We start from the raw sequence: 20,089 nt of genomic DNA, 5'->3' as shown, positions 1-20,089 counted from the left end.
CCCAGGTCAACACTTCGGAACAGTCACTGCCCGGACCCGCCGACATCCACCATAAGCCACGATCCATCCGCGCCGCTTGACAAAGAGGGGAGCCAGATCCGTGCACCGACTGCCCTGAACGCTTCATGATCTTTTTGCATAGAGCGTGAATGAGAGTCGGAGCTGTAGTCGGCGCCAGCGGCGCTCAAGATCTATAGGTGGTGCCGGTTCTCACGAAGATCTCGGTACGCGGCGCGGCCAACGTGGCGGCGAAAGTCGTGAACATCTGGCACCCCAATCTCACGGACAAAGTCACCCTGGGAGATGCCCGTAACGGGCGTGCCGCAGGGCGCCCTCGGCGACCACGATCTCCGGCTGTTCGAGCACGACCGGCCGGATGCGCAGCTCCTGGAACAGCAGCGTGGCGACCAGTGGGACGCGGGTCGAGCCGCCGACGAGGAACAGCCCGGCGATGGTGTCCTCGGCGACGTTGGCGGCGCGCAGCACGGCCGCGGTCGCCCGGACCGCGCGGATGAGCAGGGGGCGGGCCGCCGCCTCGAACTGCTCGCGGGTCACGTGCGTGTCCAGGTCCAGGCTGGGCACCGACACGGCGGCCGTGGACAGCCGGGACAGGGTCTCCTTCGCGCCGCGTGCGTCGTCCCACAGCAGCCTGGCGAACCGGCGGTCCGCGGGCGTCTGCGGATGCCGCAAGCGCTGCCAGGCCTCCGCTTGGCCGGTTGCCTGGGTGGTCGCCTGAGTGCCGATGAGGTCGACGACCAGCGCGTCGAAATCGAGGCCGCCGAGGTCGTCGAGGCCGTCGGCGGCGAGGATGTCTAGGTCGTCGCGGTCGCCCTTGCGCACGACGGTCACGTCGAACGTGCCGGCGCCCAGGTCGAAGATGACCACGCTCTGGCCGGGGGCGAGGGCGCGGCCGAGGACCTGGGCGAAGTACGCGGCGGCCGCGACCGGCTCGGCCACGAGCACCGGGTCGCTCAGCCCGGCGCGGGCGGCCGCGTCGACGAGGATCTCCCGGCGGATGGTGCCCCATCCGGCTGGATGGGTCAGTACCGTCCCGGCGGGCACCGGCGCACCCGTGACACGCTGCGCCTCGTCCGCGACCCGTCGCAGCGTGGCCGCGACGAGGTCGGCGATGTCGTGCTCGTGCCCGCCGAGCAGCACGTGGACGTCGGTGATGCGGCGCTTCGGGTTTTGCTCGTGCGCGGCCGGGTCGCTGCGCGCGGCGTTGAGGGCGTCCCGCCCGGCGACGAGCCGCCCGTCCACGTCCTGCACGGCCGACGGCAGCAGCGGCGATGAGTCGAACAGCAGCGGCCGCACCCGCCCGTCGGGCCAGCGCAGCAGCGCGACGGTGTTCGACGTCCCGTAGTCGATCGCCAGCCGGACCTGCCCGCCCTCGCCCTCCCCACCCACCCGGCCCGGCGTCGTGACCAGCTCCGCGGCCGCCTCCGTGGGTGCGGACAGGTGCGGCGCACTCGCCACCCCGGCCGCCAGTTCCGCGGTCGGCGTGGACGAGGCCGGCGTGGACGAGGCCGGCGTGGACGAGGCCGGCGTGGATGTGGCCGGTGCGGCGGGGGACACCGGTGCCGAAGACGTGGCGGGCGGGATTGCCGCAGGAGTGAGCGGGGTGGTCTGCGGAGCATCTGGGACTGCGGCCGGGTTCCCCGAAGGTCGGGTCCGGCGGCGCCGGCGGGCGAGCAGCAGCACCCCCACCGCGCCCACGACCACCAGCGTCCCGCCGCCGAGAGCCCAGAGCGCCGCCAGCGAGGAGAACGACGGCGCCGTTGCCGCGGTCGACGGGGTGAGCGCCGCGGCCGGCGCGGCAGAACTCACGGAGACGGCCACCGGTGCAGTGATGGAGAGCACGCCCGCCTGGTACTCACCGGACGGGTACTCGATCCAGCGGACGACCTCGCCGTTGGTGTGGAACTGCAGGACGTTGATCGGCAGGTTGGACGGGAACGTAGGGGTCTTGCCGAGCGAGACGCCGACGTCGATCCGCCCGGTGCGGGCCGGCCCGCTGACGGCGTAGTTCGTGGAGTCCAGCTGCTGCTCCGCCCAGCCTTCCGGCGGGACGAGCCGCGCGATGGACAGCGAGTTCGGGAACACTAGCTGGATCTTGTTCACCGGGTTGGCGGGTTGCTTCGCCACGACGCTGATGGTGATCGTGGTCCCGGTCGCGGAGGTGGGCAGCGTGGAGGGCAGCACGGTCACGTCGGCGCGGGCGGGCGCGGTCGCGAACGGCAGAATCGCCAGGGCGACGACGGTGACGAGGGCGGCTCTGCGCATGCGAAGCACAGTAGGTGGCGCGTCGATCATGCGGTACCAAGTGAACGGCGCCTTTGATCGGGCCGAAACGGTGAACCGTTCAGCGGGCCTTCTTCGCGGCGTACAGGGCGGTGTCGGCGCTGGTGTACAGCCACCGCCGACCTGGTCCTCACCGCCGCACGCGCCGTCCGCAAGCAGATCAAGAACCCCGAACCTTATGGATAGAGGGTCATCGGCGCCGTCAGGAGACTGCCTTTTGGGTGCCGAACCGAGCGGGATCATTCGTGGGCGAAAGACCCTCTGCGGCGATGAGCGGAACGACAGCCGGAGTATCTCCCCGGCCTGCGCCGCGTTGCCGGGCATCCCCTGGTGAAACATGGCAACCGCCCGGCACACGCCAGCGACGACGTCGGCGAGCTGGACGGACTGACGCCCCGTCCGCGAACCGGCTGCCGACTGGCAACATAGACCTGCTCGAGGACGGCACCGACTCATCAGCGGACGAGCGGCAGACCGTCGACCATGCAGTAATGACCGCCGAGCGCGCCGCTGCGCTTCGGCGTTGCACGGCGCAACTGTCCGACCGGTGCCAGCAGTAGCTCCGAATACTCTTCGCCAGCCCGCTGCCCAGCTACAGCGAGGTATCCGCGGCGCTGGACATACCCGTCGGCGCAGTCGGTCCGACCCGAGGTCGGTGCCTCGGTCACCTGCGTCGGCTCCTCGAACGGGAAGGGTGGGCCGCCGACGACCTCTAGCGAAGGGCGAGCAGGCGCGTTCGCAGGACGGCCGCTCATCGGCACGGAGTTTCCACGAGGCCCGGACGGGCCACCATCGAAGCATGATCACGTGCACGCAATTCGGCATGAGCGAGCGCCGCTGCTGCGGTTCGACGTACCGAACTCGCCGCAACGAAGCGTGACGATCTCTGAGTCGGCCGCCGCGCGAGACCTGCGGCATGTGCGTGCACGTGATCAATCAGCGAACCTGGCCGCCATTGGTTCACGTTTCTGCGATGAACGTGACGGTACGGCAGTCCGCACCGCTGTCGTGGGTGCCCGGCCGTGGCGTGCATTCTGTAGCCTCAATGCGTGACTTCGGGGGAACGGTTCGTTGCAGATGCGGTGCCGGGCCGCCGCCGGGCCGGTCGCGGGTTCGTCGCCGTCGCGCTCGCCGTCGCAGTCACCGCCGCGGTGAGCGGTGACCGGGCAGCTTATCCGGCCCTCGATCCGTTCGCCATCGCTGCCGCGACCTCCTTTTACACGAAGGAACCACCCGCTGGCGACGTTATCGTGCTCGCCGACCCGTCGGCCCAGCCCCATGTGCCGCAACGGCTGCGGGTCACGTTCGTGGTCTGGTACTCGAAGAACGGGGGGCTCTGCGGGGCGTACGAAGACGTCACCCAGCGCTCGAGCTACTGTACCGAAGCCCCCTTCATCGATAGGGGCGCTCGCGGGCAGCTGGATCATGTGATGTCCGCCGGCGGCGGGAACTTCTTCTGGTGCTTCGGCAGCGTCCCGCCGGAGGCGACCTCGGTCACCGCCGTCAGCGGGACCGGCCGCCCCGTGACGACGAGGGTGAGGACGGCAGACCTCGGCGCCGGCGCCCCGTTCCACTTCTACGCCGTGACGGTGTACACGGGCGACCAGCACCTGGGTGTGCTCCGCTTCGAAGGCAAGGACGTCTCCGGCCGGGTGGTCGCCACCAGCAGCATCGACAAGTACGCCTGACACGAGGACCAGGCTTTCGGCCGGTGCGCGGTGCAGGTCCCCCGGTCCGGCGGGCCTACGAGCAGGACCCGCAGAAGGTCGCCGACGCCGATCACGCCGGCCACGACGGCAACTCCGATGAAGGTGTTCGTGGCACTCGGTACATGGAAGCCGGTCGTGATGACCGCGATAGCGCCCGCGATCACCGCGGCATGACAGTGCACGGGATCGTGGCTCGGCACGGAGTTGCGCCTGCAGAACGTCGCCGTGCTGCGGTTTACCGTGGTGGATGTAGGGCGTTCTGGCTCGGCTGATGTGGGACGACGACGATCTGGTGGTCGTCCTCGTAGATGATCCGGCCAGGATCGGCGTCGCGGACAACGGCACATGCAATGCCGTGAGCGCTGAGAATCGGCAGGTAGACGTACATACGGTTGACCAGGTGGCCGGCGGTCGGCTTGAACCAAGCTGCGGCGTGCGGATGCAGGTCCCGGTTATAGGCGGTTGGGTCGGTCTGCGACGGATCGGTATAGGCCGCCTCGAACCATGCGTGTGTCGTCGCGACGACCCGTTGTTCGGCGGCTGTCAGCCGTCCTTCCCGGACGAGGCTGTTGACGAGGCCATAGATGCCGCGGAACACGCCACGCTCGTTTTTGACCGGCGACTGGAACCGCACGTACCGCGGTGGATCATCCACCTTCTCAGCGTACCGACGAGAAGCGGGCAGACAGGACGCGGCTGCCGGCGGCGCCTGTTCGCTGGATCCGGCAACTGCGGCGGGGTGAAGGCATGACGTCCTGGACGCTCTCGCAAACCCCGGTGCGTCCGGACCATACGTGCACGCTCAAGCCATGAGTGGATATCACTCGGCAGGCGGCTTCGCGGAACTCGCTTCATCGGCCAGCCGTCGCCGCTGTCTCACCTCATCGATCAACTCGCGATCGGACGGCACGCTGAGATCGTGAGGCCCTCGGGTCTTGGCTCCCGGTGCGCCATGCGAAGCGCCGTAAGCCAGGCGCGGAGGTGGGCGACCTCGCGAGCGGGGTCCGTCACGCTTGGACCGTGCCACGACCGACCGGATCAGTGTCGCCCACGCGCCCGACGCCATGAGCGCACCGGATCGAAGATCCGGCTACTCTGCGCGGAAGCCCGGCTCGGGTTGGGCATCGGCGACAGCCGTCAGTGGATAGGGTTCCGCCGGCTGTTTTGCCGTGTGCCCCGGCTCTTGGAGAAAGTGCCGCCCGAAATGTCGATGCGCCAAGCGTTCAATGAACATGTAGCCCCAGGTGGTGAGGTTCGGGTCGTCGGTGCCAGCAACGACCGGCACTGCGCCGTGGCCGAGAAGGTGGCCACCGGTCTCGCGCACCGTCTTGACGTGTGCGACGCCAAAGTCGAGGACGGCTGCGCCCGTAATCGAGTCACCTGTGGGCAGTTGCATCTGGCACCAGTCCAGCAACCCGACGATGAGGAACCGGGAGGCGGTGAGGTGGGTTGAGATGCTCAGCACTTGGCCGCAGCAGTACCGATCGCCGCTGCGGGTGGGAATGGCCCAGAAGTCACCCGGCTTGACGTAGGCAGTGGACTTCGGCTCGAACGGATAGCCGGGGTGACGACTCATTCGATGACCCTAGCTACGCGGAGCCCGAGACTACTCGCCGGCCGTGGTGGTAGCGGCCTTTCGGATGGCGACGAAGCACCAAGATCGGATGCCCTCAATTCGGCATGAGCGGAAGACGATGGTGCCGGGGCCGAGCTTCTGTCCGCTGAGGGTTCCAACCCGGACAAGGTCAGGGCGTGTCCAAAGACGGCGCCCTTGTGAGAATGGGTGCGAAGATCGGCTCATCCAGCCGCGATCTTGGTCTCGCTATAACGGTGGCTGATCCCCCCTCCCGTGGAGATGCCTCAGGACCAGCTCGCCAACGGAGCTCATTTTGGAACTTCGGCCGCAGTAGAGGTCAAGCGTCTCCCGCTCGGTACTTGGCAGAAGCGTGCGCCGGACGTCTACGAGGCATTGTTCGTGCCGTTGCCCGTAGCACTGGACAGCTGTGCGTGTGCCGCTGGTTTGCAGCCTCAAGGTGAGCAGGGGTTGCGGTAGGTGATGCCCGGAACGTAGCGCAGCCACTGTTCGCGGGTCGGTGCACCGGCTATGGCGCACGCGTAGGCGGTGGGATCCGCGGACAGTTCGAGGAGCCGTCCGACGTCCCACAGCAGCAGGGTGCCGTTCTGGCTGCCCGATGCCAGGGTCCTGCGGTCCGGGCTGAACGACAGCGCCTGGACGAAGTCGCTGTGGCCGCGCAGGCTCGCCAGTTGGATCGGGCGGGCCGGGTCCGTGACGTTCCACAGCAGGACGGCGCGGTCGAAGCCCGCGGTGGCGAGGGTGTTGCCGTCCCGGCTGAAGGCGACGTCGCCGACGACGTTGTCGTGCCCGAGGATCGTGGCGGCCAAGGCGAAGCGGCCGTTGTCGCGCAGCGTCCACACCCGTGCGGTGTTGTCCCTGCCCGCGGTCGCCAGGGTGCGTCCGTCCGGGCTGAACGCCACACCGATCACCGCATCGGCCTGGTCGGTGAGCGTCTGTACGTGGGTCAGGTGCCGACCGTTCACGTTCCACACGTCGGTCCGGCTCACGGAGATGGTGGCGAGTCGCTTGCCGTCGGAGCTGTACGCGAGGCCGAACCCGCCCGAGTCCGTCTCGGCCGCGGATTCGTCGAGCAGGGCCGGTGTGCGCGGGTCCGCGACGTCCCACAACATCGGACCCGAGTACAGGGTCGAGATCGCCAGGGTGTGCTGGCCGGCAGGGCCGAACGAGACCCCGGTTCCCGAATCGGGCAGCTGCCTGGTCGCGATCGACGGCCCGACATGCTCGGGGTCGGTGACCCGCCACAGCCTGGCCTTACCGTCGTCGCCGGCGGTGACCAGGGTACCGCCGTCCGGGCTGAACGCGACCGCGAACACATCCTCGGTGTGCTCGGCCAGCGTGGCCAACGGTGCGGCCTGTGCGACGTCCCACAGTCTCGCTGTCCAGTCCCAGGACGAGGAGGCGACGGTGCTGCTGTCCGGGCTGAACGCGATGCCGGTGATGCCGTCCTTGTGCCCTTGCAGCCGCCGCGGGCTGGCCGGCTGGGTCGGGTCGTCGACCGTCCACCGCAGGACGGTCCCGTCACCCGCGGTGAGCAGCGCGCGCCCGTCTGGACTGAACGCCAGCGCGTCGACGTCGATGTCACCGGACAGGGCCGCGCTGCGCAGGGGCCGGGCCATGTCGGTGACGTCCCACAGGATCGCCGCCCGATCGCCGCCGGCCGTGGCGAGCGCGCTCCCGTCCGGGCTGAAGGCGAGGGAGTACACCTCGAGGGTGTGGTCGGTGAGCGTCGAGGCCAGCGTCAGGGTGCTCCCGACGACCGACCACAACCTGACCCGGCGGTCGTTTCCGCCGGTGGCGAGGAACCTCCCGTCCGGACTGAACACCATCGTGTTGATGTCCTGCTGCCACTCGCCCCCGTCGGATGGCGCATCCAGCGGTGCGGCCGGGACGTCGGCGAGCTGGCGTCCGTCGGCGTCCCACAGCCGCACGTGGCCGTCCTTGCCCGCAGTGGCGAGCATCCGGCCGTCAGGGCTCCACACCATCGTGTGCATGTCGTCGGTGCGCCCGGCCAGGGTGGCCACCCGGGCCGGGCGGGCGAGGTCGCTCACGTCCCACAACGTCGTCGCCTTGTCCGCCGCGGTGACGGCAAGCCGGTTGTCGTGGAGGCTGAACCGCGGGGCGCCCGCTGCCGCGCCGATCGGCGGCCCGAGCAGTCTCGGATCGGCGGGGTCGGTGACGTCCCACAGGCGCAGCCCGGTCTTGCCGACGGTGGCCAACGTTCGCCCGTCCGCGGTCAGGCTCATCCGGTCGATGTCCTCCCCGTCGGACAGCGACGAACCCGACAACGTGAAGAGGGGTACCGGATGGGAGGCGTCACCCGTCAGCCACCAGGTCAGCCGTCCAGCCTCGTCCTTGAGACCCAGGACCCGCCCGTCCGGGCTGAGTTCCGCGTCGAGCATGCCATCGCGATGTCCGGCGAACACACCGGTGAAGCGGCTGCGGGCCAGAAGGTCCACGAGTCTGGTCCGGACGCCGACGTCGGGACTGAGCGACGCCGCCGACACCGCCAGCCGCACCGCGGTGACGGGATCCCGGTTGAGCAGCGAGTCGGCGACGAACATCAGGCTGCCGGCGACGGCGTTGCGCTGCTGGGTGACCGCGTACCTCCGCTGCTGCCAGGCGACGGCCGCGCCGGCCAGCGTGACCACCAGCAGCGTCGACAGCACCGCGACCAGCCCGGTCCGCAGCCGACGGCGGCGCGTGTGCTGTCGCCGGCTCGCCGTGAGGAAGAGCGTCGCGGTCGCCGGCAACTGCCGGTGGTGGTCCTGGTCTGCGGCCCATCCCGCAGCTCCAGCCAGCCGCCCGCCCCGGTACAGCAGGTCGGTGTCCTGCCCGCCGGCCGCCCACGTGTGTGCGTCGTCGATCAGTTGCTGCTCCACAGCTAGGCCAGCGCGGTCCTGCTCGATCCAGCCGCGCAGCACCGGCCAGCCGCGCAGCAGCGCCTCGTGGGTGATCGCCGCCGAGCCCTGGTCGACGGTGACCAGCCGGGCTCGGTCACCGGCGAACGCGTCCAGCACCGTGCGGCCGAGCGTCGGGTCGGGCAGGTCGGCGAGCAACCGGTCCCGGTCGACGCGGCGGCGGGTCGGCGCGGTCTCCTCGGTGATGCGGACCAGGCGGAGGAAGAGCTGTCGCGCGCAGTCCCGGCCGGCGTCGTCGAGCCCCGACAGCACTTCGTCGGCGGTGGTGGCCAGCGCGCCGTGGATGCCGCCGGTGCGCCCGTAGGCTGCGACCGACATCGGCTCCGCGTCGCGTTCGTGCCACGTCATTCGTAGGGCGTGTGAGAGCAGCGGCAGCCGGCCCGGCTCGTAGACGCCGTGGTCCGCTCCTTCGGGCCCCGGCGTCTCGCCGGCCTGGTCGGTGCCGGTGTTTGCGCCGAGGTCCGCGAGCAGCACCTCGAACAGCCCCGGTTCGACGTCCAGCTGCGCCGCTGCGGCTGGCCCGGCGATCGCCTGGTGTGTCTCGTCGCGCGTCATCGCCCGTACGACAAGGGTGTACCGTTCCAACGCCTTGTCGAGTCCCGGCAGTTCCATGCACCGGTCGTAGAAGTCGGCGCGGACACCGAAGACGACGAGCGCCTTGTCGGCGGCGGCCGCCAGCAGCGCCTGGACGAACACGCGCTGGCTCGCCGCGGGCACGGTAGGGGCGAACAGCTCCTCGAACTGGTCGACGACCAGAACAGCGCGATCCCATCCGCGATCATGCAACAGTTCGGGCAGATGATCAGGAGAGCGCCGGATGATGTCGGCGACGTCGTCGGTGGCGCGTCCGCTCAGTTCGCCGATCACGCGGCTCAGTTCACCGACGGGGTCGTCGGTGGGCGTGAACAGGCGCCGCGGCCACCACGCCGACCCAGCCTCGCCGAGGTCGCCGCGGCCCAACGCCGGCAGAACACCGGCGCGCAGCACCGAGGACTTGCCGGCCCCTGACGCCCCGAGCATCACCAGCGGCGCGCCTGCTGACAGGCACCCGGACAACCGCTCCAGGGCTTCCCGGACCAGGCGTGACCGGCCGAAGAACAGCGGTTCGTCCGCCGTGCCGAAGGCCGCGAGGCCCAGGTACGGGCACTGCTCGACGGCCTCGTCGCGGCCCGCGCGGCCGGCCCCGGTCCGCACCGTCGGTACCGTATCACGGCGTGGAGTCGGGTTGGGCGCGACCGCGAGGGTGCCCACCTGGCCGTCGACCAACCGGCGGGGCCGCGGTAGCCCGGCGCTGGGCAGGACCCGCTCCAAATGGCGAAACACGTCGTCGAACGTCAACACGTCCGGCAGTTCCGGGTCCCCGGCGGCGAGCAGCTGCAGCAGCGCACCGGTGAACGCGGTGTGACGTTGCCCGACCGGAGCGAGCGCGTGCTCGTTCCGGCCGGCGGCGGTGAGGACCATGGCACCCGCGATGCGGGTCAGGTCGGTGACTTGTGCCGCGCCGGCGCCGAGCACTGGCATGGCACGGCCCGCGTAGCAGCAGTCCAGGATCACGACGCAGGTCAAGGCCGGACTGTCCGCGACGCACGCGCGAATGGTGGCGAACGGCAATGCGGTGAACCGCACCCGCTGCCCGACCTGTACGGACCTGCTGGTGGCCATATGCAGCGTGCCGTCGTCGGCGACGAGGCCGTGTCCCACGTAGTAGATGAGCAGCAGATCCGTCGCCTTCTCGGCAACGTCGGCAACGGCATTGCCGAACTGCTCCGTGGACTGCGGGTCGCAGGTGACCGAGATCGCCTCCACCGGGACACCGCAGCGGTCGATGAATGCCTGGCGCAGGTCCGTGAGTGTCGTCGCGACCGCGGGTACGTCCGGCAGGTCGGACTCCGCGGCGTGCGTCCCCGTGCCGACCAGGAGCACCCGGATGCCGGTGTACGCACCAAGCCGGCTCGGCTCGCTCAGCGCCACCGACGGCGTGTCACGAAGCATGCCCGCACAGTAGATGATCGCAGCGCCGATCGGCGTGGCCGTTCAGGCTGCTCTGGCCGCCGTCGGGACGCGATCCGCGCTCCGGACCGTCTTGGTGGGGACACCTGCATCCCGGCCGCTCCTTGATAGCGCCGCACGCTCACCGGCCATGATCGAACGCACTGACATCGGCTATGAGCGGACGACGATGGTGACGGGCCGAGCTGCTGTCCGTTGAGGGTTCCGATCCGAACACGCTCAGGGCGTGTCCGAAGACCGGGCCGCTTGTGAAAATGGCGCGAAGATCGGCCCAGCTCGCCGCGATCTTGGTCTCTCTGTAACGGTCGCGGATCGCGTTACGGACGCGATTGCGGGCCGCGATCGCGGTGACGAGGTTTTCGCGTTGAGCTCTTCAGGCAGTCCAGCCGTGAGGGGGTACCATCCAGCAGCACTCGGCAACACTGCGGCGGTCCGCCTGATTGTCTGAGCTGCGGCCTAGTCGGCGGGCCTGAAACTGTGGCGTAGGTCGTGCGTGCTGGTCATCGAACCTCGCTCGACGCGGACCTCTGCGGTCCGTTTGCGGATCTCCAGCGCCAGCGACCACACCGTTTCCTGGTAGAGCTGTTTGTCGAGCTTCTGGAGGCCGAGCAGCCCTTCGGCTTCGTAGCGCTTTACGGATCGGGCCGGTGTGAACCGCTGTACCGCGGCCACTCGCGGCGGGATTCCGGTGTGGATCGGCGCCCACAGCACAGGGATGATGCCCGAGGTGAACCCGGGCCGCCCGTCGCGGCGTACGGTCCGGCGTCGGCCGAAGGCGTCCCACGACCTCGGGCACCACTCGCTGCGGAACAGGTACGCCTCCGACAGCAGGGCGACGAACACCTGGCATGTGTTCAGGACGTGGAGGAGTTGGCCTTCCCACCCTGTTCCGGCTGGCAGCATGCCGTCGAGGTAGCCGATGTCGCGTCCGTGGTCGACCGCCATGATCTGGTCGAGGTCGGCCACGAGGTCGTCGAAGAACGTCTGGACGGCGGCGTTGCCGGCGCCGGTACGCGAACGCGCGTAGCTCACGTAGAAGACGGGGCCGTCCAGCAGTTCGTCGCGCGGTAGGGCAGCCGGTTCACCGGTCCGAGCGACCACCAGATCGCGTTCCATCGTGATGGCTATGTCGGTCGCCTTCTGGCCGGCCGCGACCGTAAGGGAGCTGAGCGGCGCCGTAAAGCCGCTCTTGACGGCCGCGATACGCACAGTGCCGGCCGCGATGGGCATCGAACTGGTGTTCAGGAAGGAGAACTGGCCGGAGTCGTCTGTCATCACCGAGTAGGTGTGCCCTCCGCCGTCGGCGACGATGACCCGGACACCGGCGAGCCCGTGGCCGGTCGCGGCATCCGTCACCGTTCCGGCGACCTCTTCGACGCCGGTCGGTGTCGGCCGCCTGACGGCGAGGCTCAGGCTCGCCGCGATCCCCGGTTCGCCGACGCCTCCGACGCGGACGGTCCCCGTGGCGGCACCTGCGGCAGCGTGGGCCTCGGCGCGCAGGTAGATCGTGCGCTGGACGGTCTCGCCAGCCGGAACGCTGAACAGTGAACCGCACCCGGATACGCAGCCGACGCCGGTCGGCAGCGAGTCGACCTCGATCCAGACCTGGTCGAGGGAAGCGTCGGCGTCGGCGCACACGGTCACGGCAACAGCTTTTGGATCGCCGCCCGCCTCCACCGCGACCGACGCCGTCGGACCGTCGGCGGCCCGGCCGAGGACGACGGGAGTACTGCGGCCGGGGAACGGCACCTGTGGTTGCGGCTCGGCGGCAACCGCGCCCGGGAACGGGGCAGAGGTGGGTCGCGGCCGGTCCGGGTCGACCGCGGCCAGCAGCTTCGCCAGCGCCGCAGTCTCGTCGAACCCGGTCAGGTCAACGTAGACGCGAGTCTTGAGCAGGCCAGGCGGCGTACAGGGTTCGACCAGGACCGGGAGCAGGAGCCGCTTCTCTCCGGTCGGATCCTCGGCGAAGGCGACTCGCCATTCGGACTCGCCGAACGCCGAATTCAGATACGCGGGTGAGAGCACGGCGAGAATCCGCTTCGCCGAGTCGACGCCGGCCTGCATTGCGTGCGCGAAGTCACTACCCGGCAGGATGTCGAACGCCTGGATGAAAGTCGTGTACCCGGCGCGCTCCAAGTTCACTGCGATCCATTCGGCCCATGGCCTGTCAGCGGCGGTATAGCTGATAAAGAAGTCCGGCTTACCTCGCGCCATAGCGTCGCCCATGTACGCCGTGCACCCCATCTCTGATTGGGGGCCGGCACCGGCCCGAGGGCGAGAAGCTGATAACACGGTAGCGGGCCCGGCGGCGAGACGGGTAGCTCTCTGGTGGCCGCAGCCATGCGCTGGCGCCGGTTCGTAGCCGTCACTGCAGCACGATTGCCTCCGGGCCATGGCACACCCAGCAAGTTGCTTGGCTTGGCTGCGGATGGGCTGCTGCCGTCGCCGGTTCCGTCTTATCCAGGGTTCCGCGTCTGAGCGCGGTGGTTGCGGTGATGGATCATGCCGAGTTGGGATCTGCACGGTCTGGTGCTGACGGCCGGCCGGCGTCAGCGGTGTGCTCGATTGATGACAGCCATGCTGACGGGCTATGCCCGCTGCTCGACCGACGAGCAGGACCTGACCGCGCAACGCCTGGCCCTGCTGGGTCTTGGCGTGCCAGCCGACCGGATCTACATGGACAAGGGCCTGACCGGCACCAACCGGCAACGACCCGGACTGGACCAGGCGCTGGCCGCCGTCCGGGCCGGCGACACCCTCGTCGTGCCGAAACTGGACCGGCTGGCCCGCTCGGTCCCCGACGCCCGCGCCATCGGCGACTCCCTCGTCGCCCGCGGAGTACGACTGTCGCTGGGCGGCGCGATCTACGACCCAGCCGACCCGATGGGCAAGATGTTCTTCAACATCCTGGCCACCTTCGCCGAGTTCGAGGTCGACCTGCTGCGGCTCCGCACCCGCGAAGGCATGGCGATCGCCCGAGCCAACGGCAAACTCAAAGGCAGGCAGCCTAAACTGAACCCGCGACAGCAAGCCCACCTGGTCAACCTCCACCAGGCTGGAACCCACACGATCCCGGAGCTGGCAGACCTGTTCTCCGTCTCCCGGCCCACCGTCTACCGAGTCCTCGAACGCGCACGAACCCGAATCGCCACCACCGCAACGTAACCAACAAACGCCCGGGGAGAACCAAGCAGCGCACCGAGATCCAGCACCAGCCACCCCGCGCACCGGCTCCCACCGCCCGAAAGCGATCGCAGACAAGCCCCTGGCCGCGACCCACCGAACCCGCCGCGGCCAGGCTGCCGCACCCGGGCACCGCACAGCGTCATGATCGCTACGTCTACATAGCACCGAAAGTCCCAAAGTCGAGCTACCGCGATCTTCCAAAATCAGCCCGTGGTGCTGATCCGGAAGGTCAGGTCGGCGCCGGGGCGCACGACCAACTCGGGCACGTCGTGGTCGGCTAGCCCATGCAGCATCAGCGCCGTCGTCGCCTGTTCGAAGGCCTGCGGCACAGTCCGGCGGAAGCCGAGTGCGGAGTAGAAGGCCGCGGCGAAGACGATGGCTGCCTCGTCGCCGACCCGCGCCCGCATGCCGACGATGTAGTCGATGTGCTGCCCGATCGCCCTCGCCTGGACGGCGGAGTAGCACGCGTTGAGCACGACGATCCGGATCTCGTTCTTCATGATCCGGAAGAGTTCGGCCAGTGCCGCCGGACCGACCGGCCGCTCACTGCCGTCGCCGGTGGCCAGCATGATCTCGCCGGCCGGATCCCCGTGCCCGCTGAAGTGCACGATGTGCGGGCTGTGTTGGTTGAGGTACTGCAAAAGGTCCGCCGGCCGCACCGCCAGGCGCGTGATGAGATCGAACGCGTCCCGGTCCTGCGCCAGCCGGAGCTTCTCGGTGATCTCCCGGGCCTCTTCGTCGATCGCCAGCCGCGGCGTGCCCGCCGGGTTGGCGGCCAGCATCAGCACCCGCACACGCCCATCCACCGACTCGGTCGCATCGGCGCGGGCCGGGGCCTGTGCGTGGTTGACGCTGATAATGCCAGGGCCCTGCGTCGTGTACGCATCACGGCCGGCGACAATGGTCTGCCGGTGGGCATCACGCGACTCAGGAGCACGGCCGGCCATCCACCCCGGTCGGTTCACGTGCATGGTCGGCCGCCTCCCCGAATCGAGCGCTGTCCGTCAGAGGACCTCTGACGGACAGCGGCGCGTCGAGTCGGCGAGATGAGGAGTCACCATGAGCACGGAGAACAGCCCCGGCAACATACAGAACATCACCGCTGGCCGCGATGCGTACACGACGCAGGGCGGCACCATCAACGTCACCCACGGACCGACCCCGGCCAAGCGCGGGCTCGGCACCGACACGAAGTTCCTGCTGTTCATCCTGGTGGCGGACGTGACCTGGTTCTTCATCGGCATGCTGTCCTACACCGGCCGGAACACCACCGGCGACACCTGGCGGGCCGTCATCTTCCTGTTCCTGCTGGCGCTGACCGGTGCCGGGGTCCGGCGATGGATCCGCCGCCGGGTGTAACCCGGTGTCCACCGCCCCGGTGAGCGCGAGGGCGTCCTCCGGCGCTTCTGACCCGTCCGGTGGCTGGAGGTCGTTTCCAGGTCAGCCAGGCGCTCGTAGACAGGCGGCCTGGGCCAGGTGGGCCGAGAGGTCCTCGGGGGTCGAGGGCGGACTGGCGGCGCCAACTCGCCAGGGCCCTGCCGGCAGAGGGTGGCGGCACAGGATCGGGTCGCGAGCCGCCTCGACGAGGTGCGCCGCAAGCTCGACGCAGCGAGCCAGGAGCTCTGATCGGCGCCCGCTACGCCTCAGACGGCGTCCAGACGTCAGTCTCGATGTCACCCGACGTCGAAAGAGCTGATCATCTCCGGTCGATGAAGTGATACGCACAGTACATCGACTATTAACGATTAGATTACCGCTTGCCTCAGTCGAGGCACACGATCAACCTCAGACAATCAGGGACTGACATGACGCAGGAAATTTCGGAAGCAGCCGCCGACCCCGCCGCACAGCACGCGATGTCGTACGCGGCGGCCTGTGCGGATGTTCTCTCGGCGACGAACACCACCGCCAAGACTGCCGACACGGCGTGCAAGTCGCGCGCCATGGCCGAGCAGCGCCCCCAGCACGAGATCTCGATCGAGAACTTCCGACGTCTCGCCGAAGGCGAGGAACAGAAATTCGCGCCGCTTTACAAGGCATTCGTCGCCTCCTGCACCACCGCCCGAGACGTCGCCGCACGCTTCCGCGCCGCCTGCATCTCCGACGACCCGGATGTCGTTCTGTTCCAGAGCGCGGGCCCCGATGCATGGCAGCAGGCGGGCACGGCGGCGCACATCCTCCGAGCGCCGTTCGGTCCGACTCCCGCCGGGTTCATGAACGGTCTCGCGGTAGCGAACAACGCGATTAACGCCGACATCTTCGAATACGGCGAGCCCGGCTTCATCAGCAATGTGTACGCGCCTCCACAGCCGACCGAGCGCACCTGCCCCTGGTGCGCTGAGACGATCAAAGCCGCAGCCATTGTCTGCCGCTTCTGCGGCCGGGACATTCCGCCGCTCGGGGCACAGTCGGCTGGCTGATCCGCGCTGCGACGCGGGCCGCCTGGGGCCTGTTCGCGCAACGACACATAGCGGCTGAGTCCGTTCCCGTCGCGATCCGCCCATCTGCTGTGGAGCATCAAAACTCCGACGTATTACACCGATGCGATCCTGACCATAAACGCCTCCATCGCCCTCATAGCACGAACCGGGAACGACCATGGCGACGTTGAATACATGGCTCTGGACGTAAAGACGGGCAGGGTTGCCTGGTCTCAGAAAATCGTCGGTGCTGTTGTCTGCGCCCTTACCTCCAGTCAAATCCTGGCGACGCCAACAACCAGCTAGCGACTCTGGACGCGACCAATGGCAAGCAACTGTCCTACAAGAACGGCTCCGACTGCCCCCACGTGGTGGGCACCGGCCTCACAGGTGTTGGCCACGACGGCAAACAGGTTCTGCAAATTTTGAACCCTTGACCGCTCCCGATCGCAGTCAGCGGCGTTCGCAAGTGAGCTCGCCGGAGCGCTTGGCACCCAGGCCGACGTCCTGGGTGCGCTGGGGCGCGGTGACGAAGCGGAGGAGATCCGCACGCCACTTCGCAACGATGATCGGGAGTAGCCATTGCGGTGGTAGGCCGAGTGTCCGTTGAGGGTTCCCGATCCGAACACGGTCGGGGCGTGTCCCAAGACCCCACCCCTGGTGAGAATGGGGCCGAAGATCGACTTACCAGTCGCGATCTTGGCCTCTCTGTAACGGCGGTGGATGGGGAAACGGTGATGGTCGACGCCCGGATGTAATCGTGTGCGTCAGTCCAGGCGACGACGGCGACGACGAGGAACTCGCGACGCTTGCCCGGCGGTTGCGGGCTGAGCTGCTCGACCTCGATGTCGAGCGGGTCGAGGCGCTGACCGAGGACACCGCCCCGGAAAGGACGAACCCTCAACGGACAGAAGCTCGCCCGGCACCATCGTCGTCTTTCTACGCCGCTGATCGGACATCAGTCGCGGGCTTCGCGCTTGCGCTGCGGCCGTTGCTCGGCACCTCCCGAGCAGATGGCCAGCAGTCCGATCTCGTTAGCGGAGAAGGGCCAGCAGTTGAGATCTGCGTACCCCGCCGCTCACGGTCTCGTCCCAACTCCACCAGACCGGCGGGACGCCAGTTTAGGTTCAACTCACGTGGGAAGCTGAGTCAAGTGTCGCTCGTCGTAAGGGTTCGATCTAGTGGAAAGCGGGTCGCTCCGATGATCCAATCGTGAGCGAGGAGGAGTGGGTCGAGGTCGACTGGGACGGCACCCTGGCGTCGGGCTTGGCACAGCGGGCCAACCTTGACCAGTCGTATCTCGCCCGGTTCGATGTGCTAGATGGACGTGCGGACCTTGAGAGAGCGATCGGCAAGCTCGTCAACGATCTCGGTGGTGAGGTCGAGTACGCCGAGTCGACCGACAGCGCGTCGGACGCTCACCTCACTTTTTCGCGGGTCCATCTGCGGCTACGTGGGGAGACGCTGGGTCTGGTCGAGCAGGCGACGGCACTCGTCATCGGGCTGGCCCTTCTCAATCCGGGGGCCGTCACCCCTGCGATACAACTGGTCCGGAAACTCATCGACTTGACGACCATCCTCGCTCCCGCAGAACAAAGTGCTCTCACCTTGATCATGGCGAACCGGCGTAACGGAATTCCAACCACTCGTGCGGACATCGCTAGCCTCGGGGTAGACGTGGACAGCCTCATCACGAAAGGCGTGCTCGTCGAACGCGAAGGCACCCTGTGGATCAATGCCTGAATTCTCTGCGTCGCATGGCGTCTACCGCACAAGTTCGGACGTTATCGAGGTGTCTGGTACTTGGAAGCAGCTCCTCGAACTCCAAGGGTGGATGAAGGGCCGTGGTCCACTAACCAAGCCAACCGATGCCCACCTAAGGACCTACTTCACTTACATCCACGAGCACATGCACCGAGTGGACCTCATGACGACACCATTCGGACTCCTGCTTTGGCGCATCGACGTCACTATCACGACCGACGCCAGGGCCCTCGTCTCGCACTTCGGGCACCCTCCCGCCGGGACACCACTTATCGAGCACTGCCGCCGCGCCCGGAGCAGGATCCCGGTCGGGCCCGAAGAGGTGCACATCCAAGTGTGGGCTAACCGCACTGTTGACGAACTCGAACGGCTCATCCGTTTCCGCGCTCACGTCTGGAGCCGAGCTCCGCGTGGCTTCGTCCTCGGCGAGCTTGTCGCCGAGGGCAACGAGGTCCTCGACATCCTCCGGGCACGCTTCGACCTACCAACAAGATGGCGCTTCACCACTTCCAGTCCCAATGCGCCTGCCACCGTCTCAGTGCCCTATCGGCGCTGGTTCGGTACCGTCGACGTCCTCGAGCGCTCCGCCACAATCTGGGAGCGAGTGGCCCTAGCCGCATTTGAGAACAGCTGGCCACCAGCAGACCAGTGGTGGCTCGACTGGCGTAACGCCCCGAGCCGTTATCAGGATCTGGGCGACCTCACCGACTGGAACAACCTCATGGCACACAGGCGTCTCGCACTCGACGCCCTGTCCGGCCCCTGCGATCCCGCCCTCGACCTTAGCGCCGACGTGCCCATTGAAGTGGCACTGCCTGCTACACGGTGGGGCACAAACCAAGCAGCGGTCGCCGATCCCCTGCGCCGCTTAGACCCCCTAGCACCCCCGGTGCCGGGAGCCGCAGACGCTGTCGGAGTGTACGAGATGCTCGCAGGTGCCACCCTTAACGGCCGGTACGGGCTATTCGGCAACGCCGAGCGAGCAGGCGACGGAGCCCAAGCCACCGACCCGCGCCGCTCGTATCTAGCGTTCGTCCTGCGGCGGTTCCAGGACGAGTTCGCGCAACGTATAAGGATTGAGGCGGGACTGGGCAGCGAGCGGCAAGTACCTCAATTGAACTCGCTGGTGTCCCTGTTCGATGATGTGTGTGTGGTTCGTCGCACCGAGGTCATCGGGATTGACATCGGGTCGGACGAGTCGGGCCAACTGCTGCTTAGCCTGTTCATCGAACACATCCACCAGGCGATTGCCAAGTACCAGGTGAGAGGTGAGGCGCTCGACATCGTGTGGATGTGGCGCCGGCTGCGACCAATGGCGGATAGGCTCGTTACCGACTTTAAGGAGGCCCTAGCAAAAGTAAGCTCGGTCACGAATGCCGACCAGCTATTCGGCGTCGCCGTCGCCCTCTACGGGAAGTACTGATACGTGCGGGAGGTAGCCAATCTGGCCGTTGCATCCCGGCACAGACGTGGCCCGGCAAGGCAGACGCCCCGCTCTGCGGCAGGAGCGTCTGAACTGTCCGGCCGGACGCTCACCCCTTCGCGGCGTCGGTGTACCGGCTGACCTGTTTGGTGAGCAGGTCTGCGGCGACGTCGCCGGACACGTTCATCAGCCCGCCGACGCCCGCGCTGACGAGCATCGGCCCGGACAGGGCGAAGCCTTGCAGCACGGTGGCGCCGTCAAGGTCGATGCGGATGCCGATGGTCTTGTCCCCAACCTTCGGCATCGACATAACGGCGTAGGTGTTCTGCTTGCCGTCCATCTTCTCGCCCTTGCAGGTCTGCATCGCCGTGACGAGCGCGTCGAACACGGCAGCGGCCTGCGCCACGTCCGCGTACTGCCGCAGACCGACCGAGGCGACCTCGGCGCTCAGCCCACCACCCTTGATGAACGACCTGCGCGCCTGGACTGTGGGCGTGTGCGGCTGCTGGTAGTTGCAGAACGTCTTGTCCTTTGGCGGTGTCTGGTCGGGATCCTCGCTGTACCCGGTGGGCATGTCGGTGACCTGCAGCAGCGCCGCGGTCAACGCCGGCTCGTCCAGCGTCCGGACCACCCGAGCGGTCGGCGACGGGCTCGACACCGACGCCGGCACCGACGCTGCGCGGCTGTCCGGGGTCGACGGCTGTCCGGCGCCCCCGCCGCAACCTCCCACAGCAAGCAGGACGACCCCTGCGACAGCAGCA

At 68.1% G+C, this 20,089-nt stretch carries 13 protein-coding genes; 6 read left to right on the top strand and 7 right to left on the bottom strand.

What is annotated here, in order from left to right:
- Window positions 1–291: 291 nt before the first annotated feature.
- Entirely contained in the window at window positions 292–2,283 is a 1,992-nt protein-coding gene (locus AB0K00_RS42700; RefSeq protein ID WP_363533626.1) for an Hsp70 family protein, read from the bottom strand.
- Window positions 2,284–3,350: 1,067 nt separating this feature from the next.
- Between AB0K00_RS42700 and AB0K00_RS42695 the strand changes: the two genes are divergently transcribed.
- Window positions 3,351–3,989: a hypothetical protein gene (locus tag AB0K00_RS42695; protein WP_363533623.1), complete on the top strand. Its 639-nt coding sequence runs from the start codon at window positions 3,351–3,353 to the stop codon at window positions 3,987–3,989.
- Between the two features lie 256 nt (window positions 3,990–4,245).
- Here AB0K00_RS42695 and AB0K00_RS42690 read toward each other — a convergent pair whose 3' ends face one another.
- The 4 genes from AB0K00_RS42690 to AB0K00_RS42675 all read right to left on the bottom strand — a co-directional run bounded on the left by AB0K00_RS42690 (window position 4,246) and on the right by AB0K00_RS42675 (window position 12,761).
- Window positions 4,246–4,665, bottom strand: coding sequence for a hypothetical protein (locus AB0K00_RS42690; RefSeq protein ID WP_363533620.1), 420 nt, complete (start codon window positions 4,663–4,665; stop codon window positions 4,246–4,248).
- 435 nt (window positions 4,666–5,100) lie between these two features.
- Window positions 5,101–5,586: a hypothetical protein gene (locus AB0K00_RS42685; protein ID WP_363533617.1), complete on the bottom strand. Its 486-nt coding sequence runs from the start codon at window positions 5,584–5,586 to the stop codon at window positions 5,101–5,103.
- Window positions 5,587–6,038: 452 nt separating this feature from the next.
- Complete coding sequence (locus AB0K00_RS42680; RefSeq protein ID WP_363533614.1) at window positions 6,039–10,517, bottom strand: caspase family protein; 4,479 nt, start codon at window positions 10,515–10,517, stop codon at window positions 6,039–6,041.
- A gap of 474 nt (window positions 10,518–10,991) precedes the next feature.
- Entirely contained in the window at window positions 10,992–12,761 is a 1,770-nt protein-coding gene (locus tag AB0K00_RS42675) for a TIR-like protein FxsC (protein ID WP_363533611.1), read from the bottom strand.
- A gap of 342 nt (window positions 12,762–13,103) precedes the next feature.
- Here AB0K00_RS42675 and AB0K00_RS42670 point away from each other — a divergent pair, with 342 nt between their 5' ends.
- Window positions 13,104–13,700 (top strand): recombinase family protein, encoded by a 597-nt coding sequence (locus AB0K00_RS42670; RefSeq protein ID WP_363533608.1) that lies wholly within the window; start codon window positions 13,104–13,106, stop codon window positions 13,698–13,700.
- Between the two features lie 224 nt (window positions 13,701–13,924).
- On the opposite strand, the gene AB0K00_RS42665 is transcribed toward AB0K00_RS42670, so the two are convergent.
- Window positions 13,925–14,692: a CHAT domain-containing protein gene (locus AB0K00_RS42665; RefSeq protein WP_363533605.1), complete on the bottom strand. Its 768-nt coding sequence runs from the start codon at window positions 14,690–14,692 to the stop codon at window positions 13,925–13,927.
- An 88-nt stretch (window positions 14,693–14,780) separates the two neighbouring features.
- Between AB0K00_RS42665 and AB0K00_RS42660 the strand changes: the two genes are divergently transcribed.
- The 4 genes from AB0K00_RS42660 (at window position 14,781) to AB0K00_RS42645 (ending at window position 19,328) form a co-directional block, all read left to right on the top strand.
- Window positions 14,781–15,080, top strand: coding sequence for a hypothetical protein (locus tag AB0K00_RS42660; RefSeq protein ID WP_363533602.1), 300 nt, complete (start codon window positions 14,781–14,783; stop codon window positions 15,078–15,080).
- Between the two features lie 446 nt (window positions 15,081–15,526).
- A complete protein-coding gene (locus tag AB0K00_RS42655; RefSeq protein ID WP_363533599.1) occupies window positions 15,527–16,141 on the top strand; it encodes a hypothetical protein in 615 nt (204 codons plus the stop codon).
- Between the two features lie 1,212 nt (window positions 16,142–17,353).
- Complete coding sequence (locus AB0K00_RS42650) at window positions 17,354–17,884, top strand: hypothetical protein (RefSeq protein ID WP_363533596.1); 531 nt, start codon at window positions 17,354–17,356, stop codon at window positions 17,882–17,884.
- The gene (locus AB0K00_RS42645) at window positions 17,877–19,328 is read left to right on the top strand and encodes a hypothetical protein (RefSeq protein WP_363533593.1); all 1,452 of its coding nucleotides are present in this window, start codon (window positions 17,877–17,879) and stop codon (window positions 19,326–19,328) included. The genes AB0K00_RS42650 and AB0K00_RS42645 overlap by 8 nt, the downstream gene beginning before the upstream one ends.
- A 109-nt stretch (window positions 19,329–19,437) precedes the next feature.
- On the opposite strand, the gene AB0K00_RS42640 is transcribed toward AB0K00_RS42645, so the two are convergent.
- The gene (locus AB0K00_RS42640; protein WP_363533590.1) at window positions 19,438–19,998 is read right to left on the bottom strand and encodes a hypothetical protein; all 561 of its coding nucleotides are present in this window, start codon (window positions 19,996–19,998) and stop codon (window positions 19,438–19,440) included.
- Window positions 19,999–20,089 lie beyond the last annotated feature (91 nt).

The sequence above is a fragment of the Dactylosporangium sp. NPDC049525 genome (genome assembly GCF_040676755.1).
In the GTDB taxonomy this organism is placed as follows: Bacteria; Actinomycetota; Actinomycetes; order Mycobacteriales; family Micromonosporaceae; genus Dactylosporangium.
This window is presented reverse-complemented; position numbering and strand designations above follow the sequence as displayed.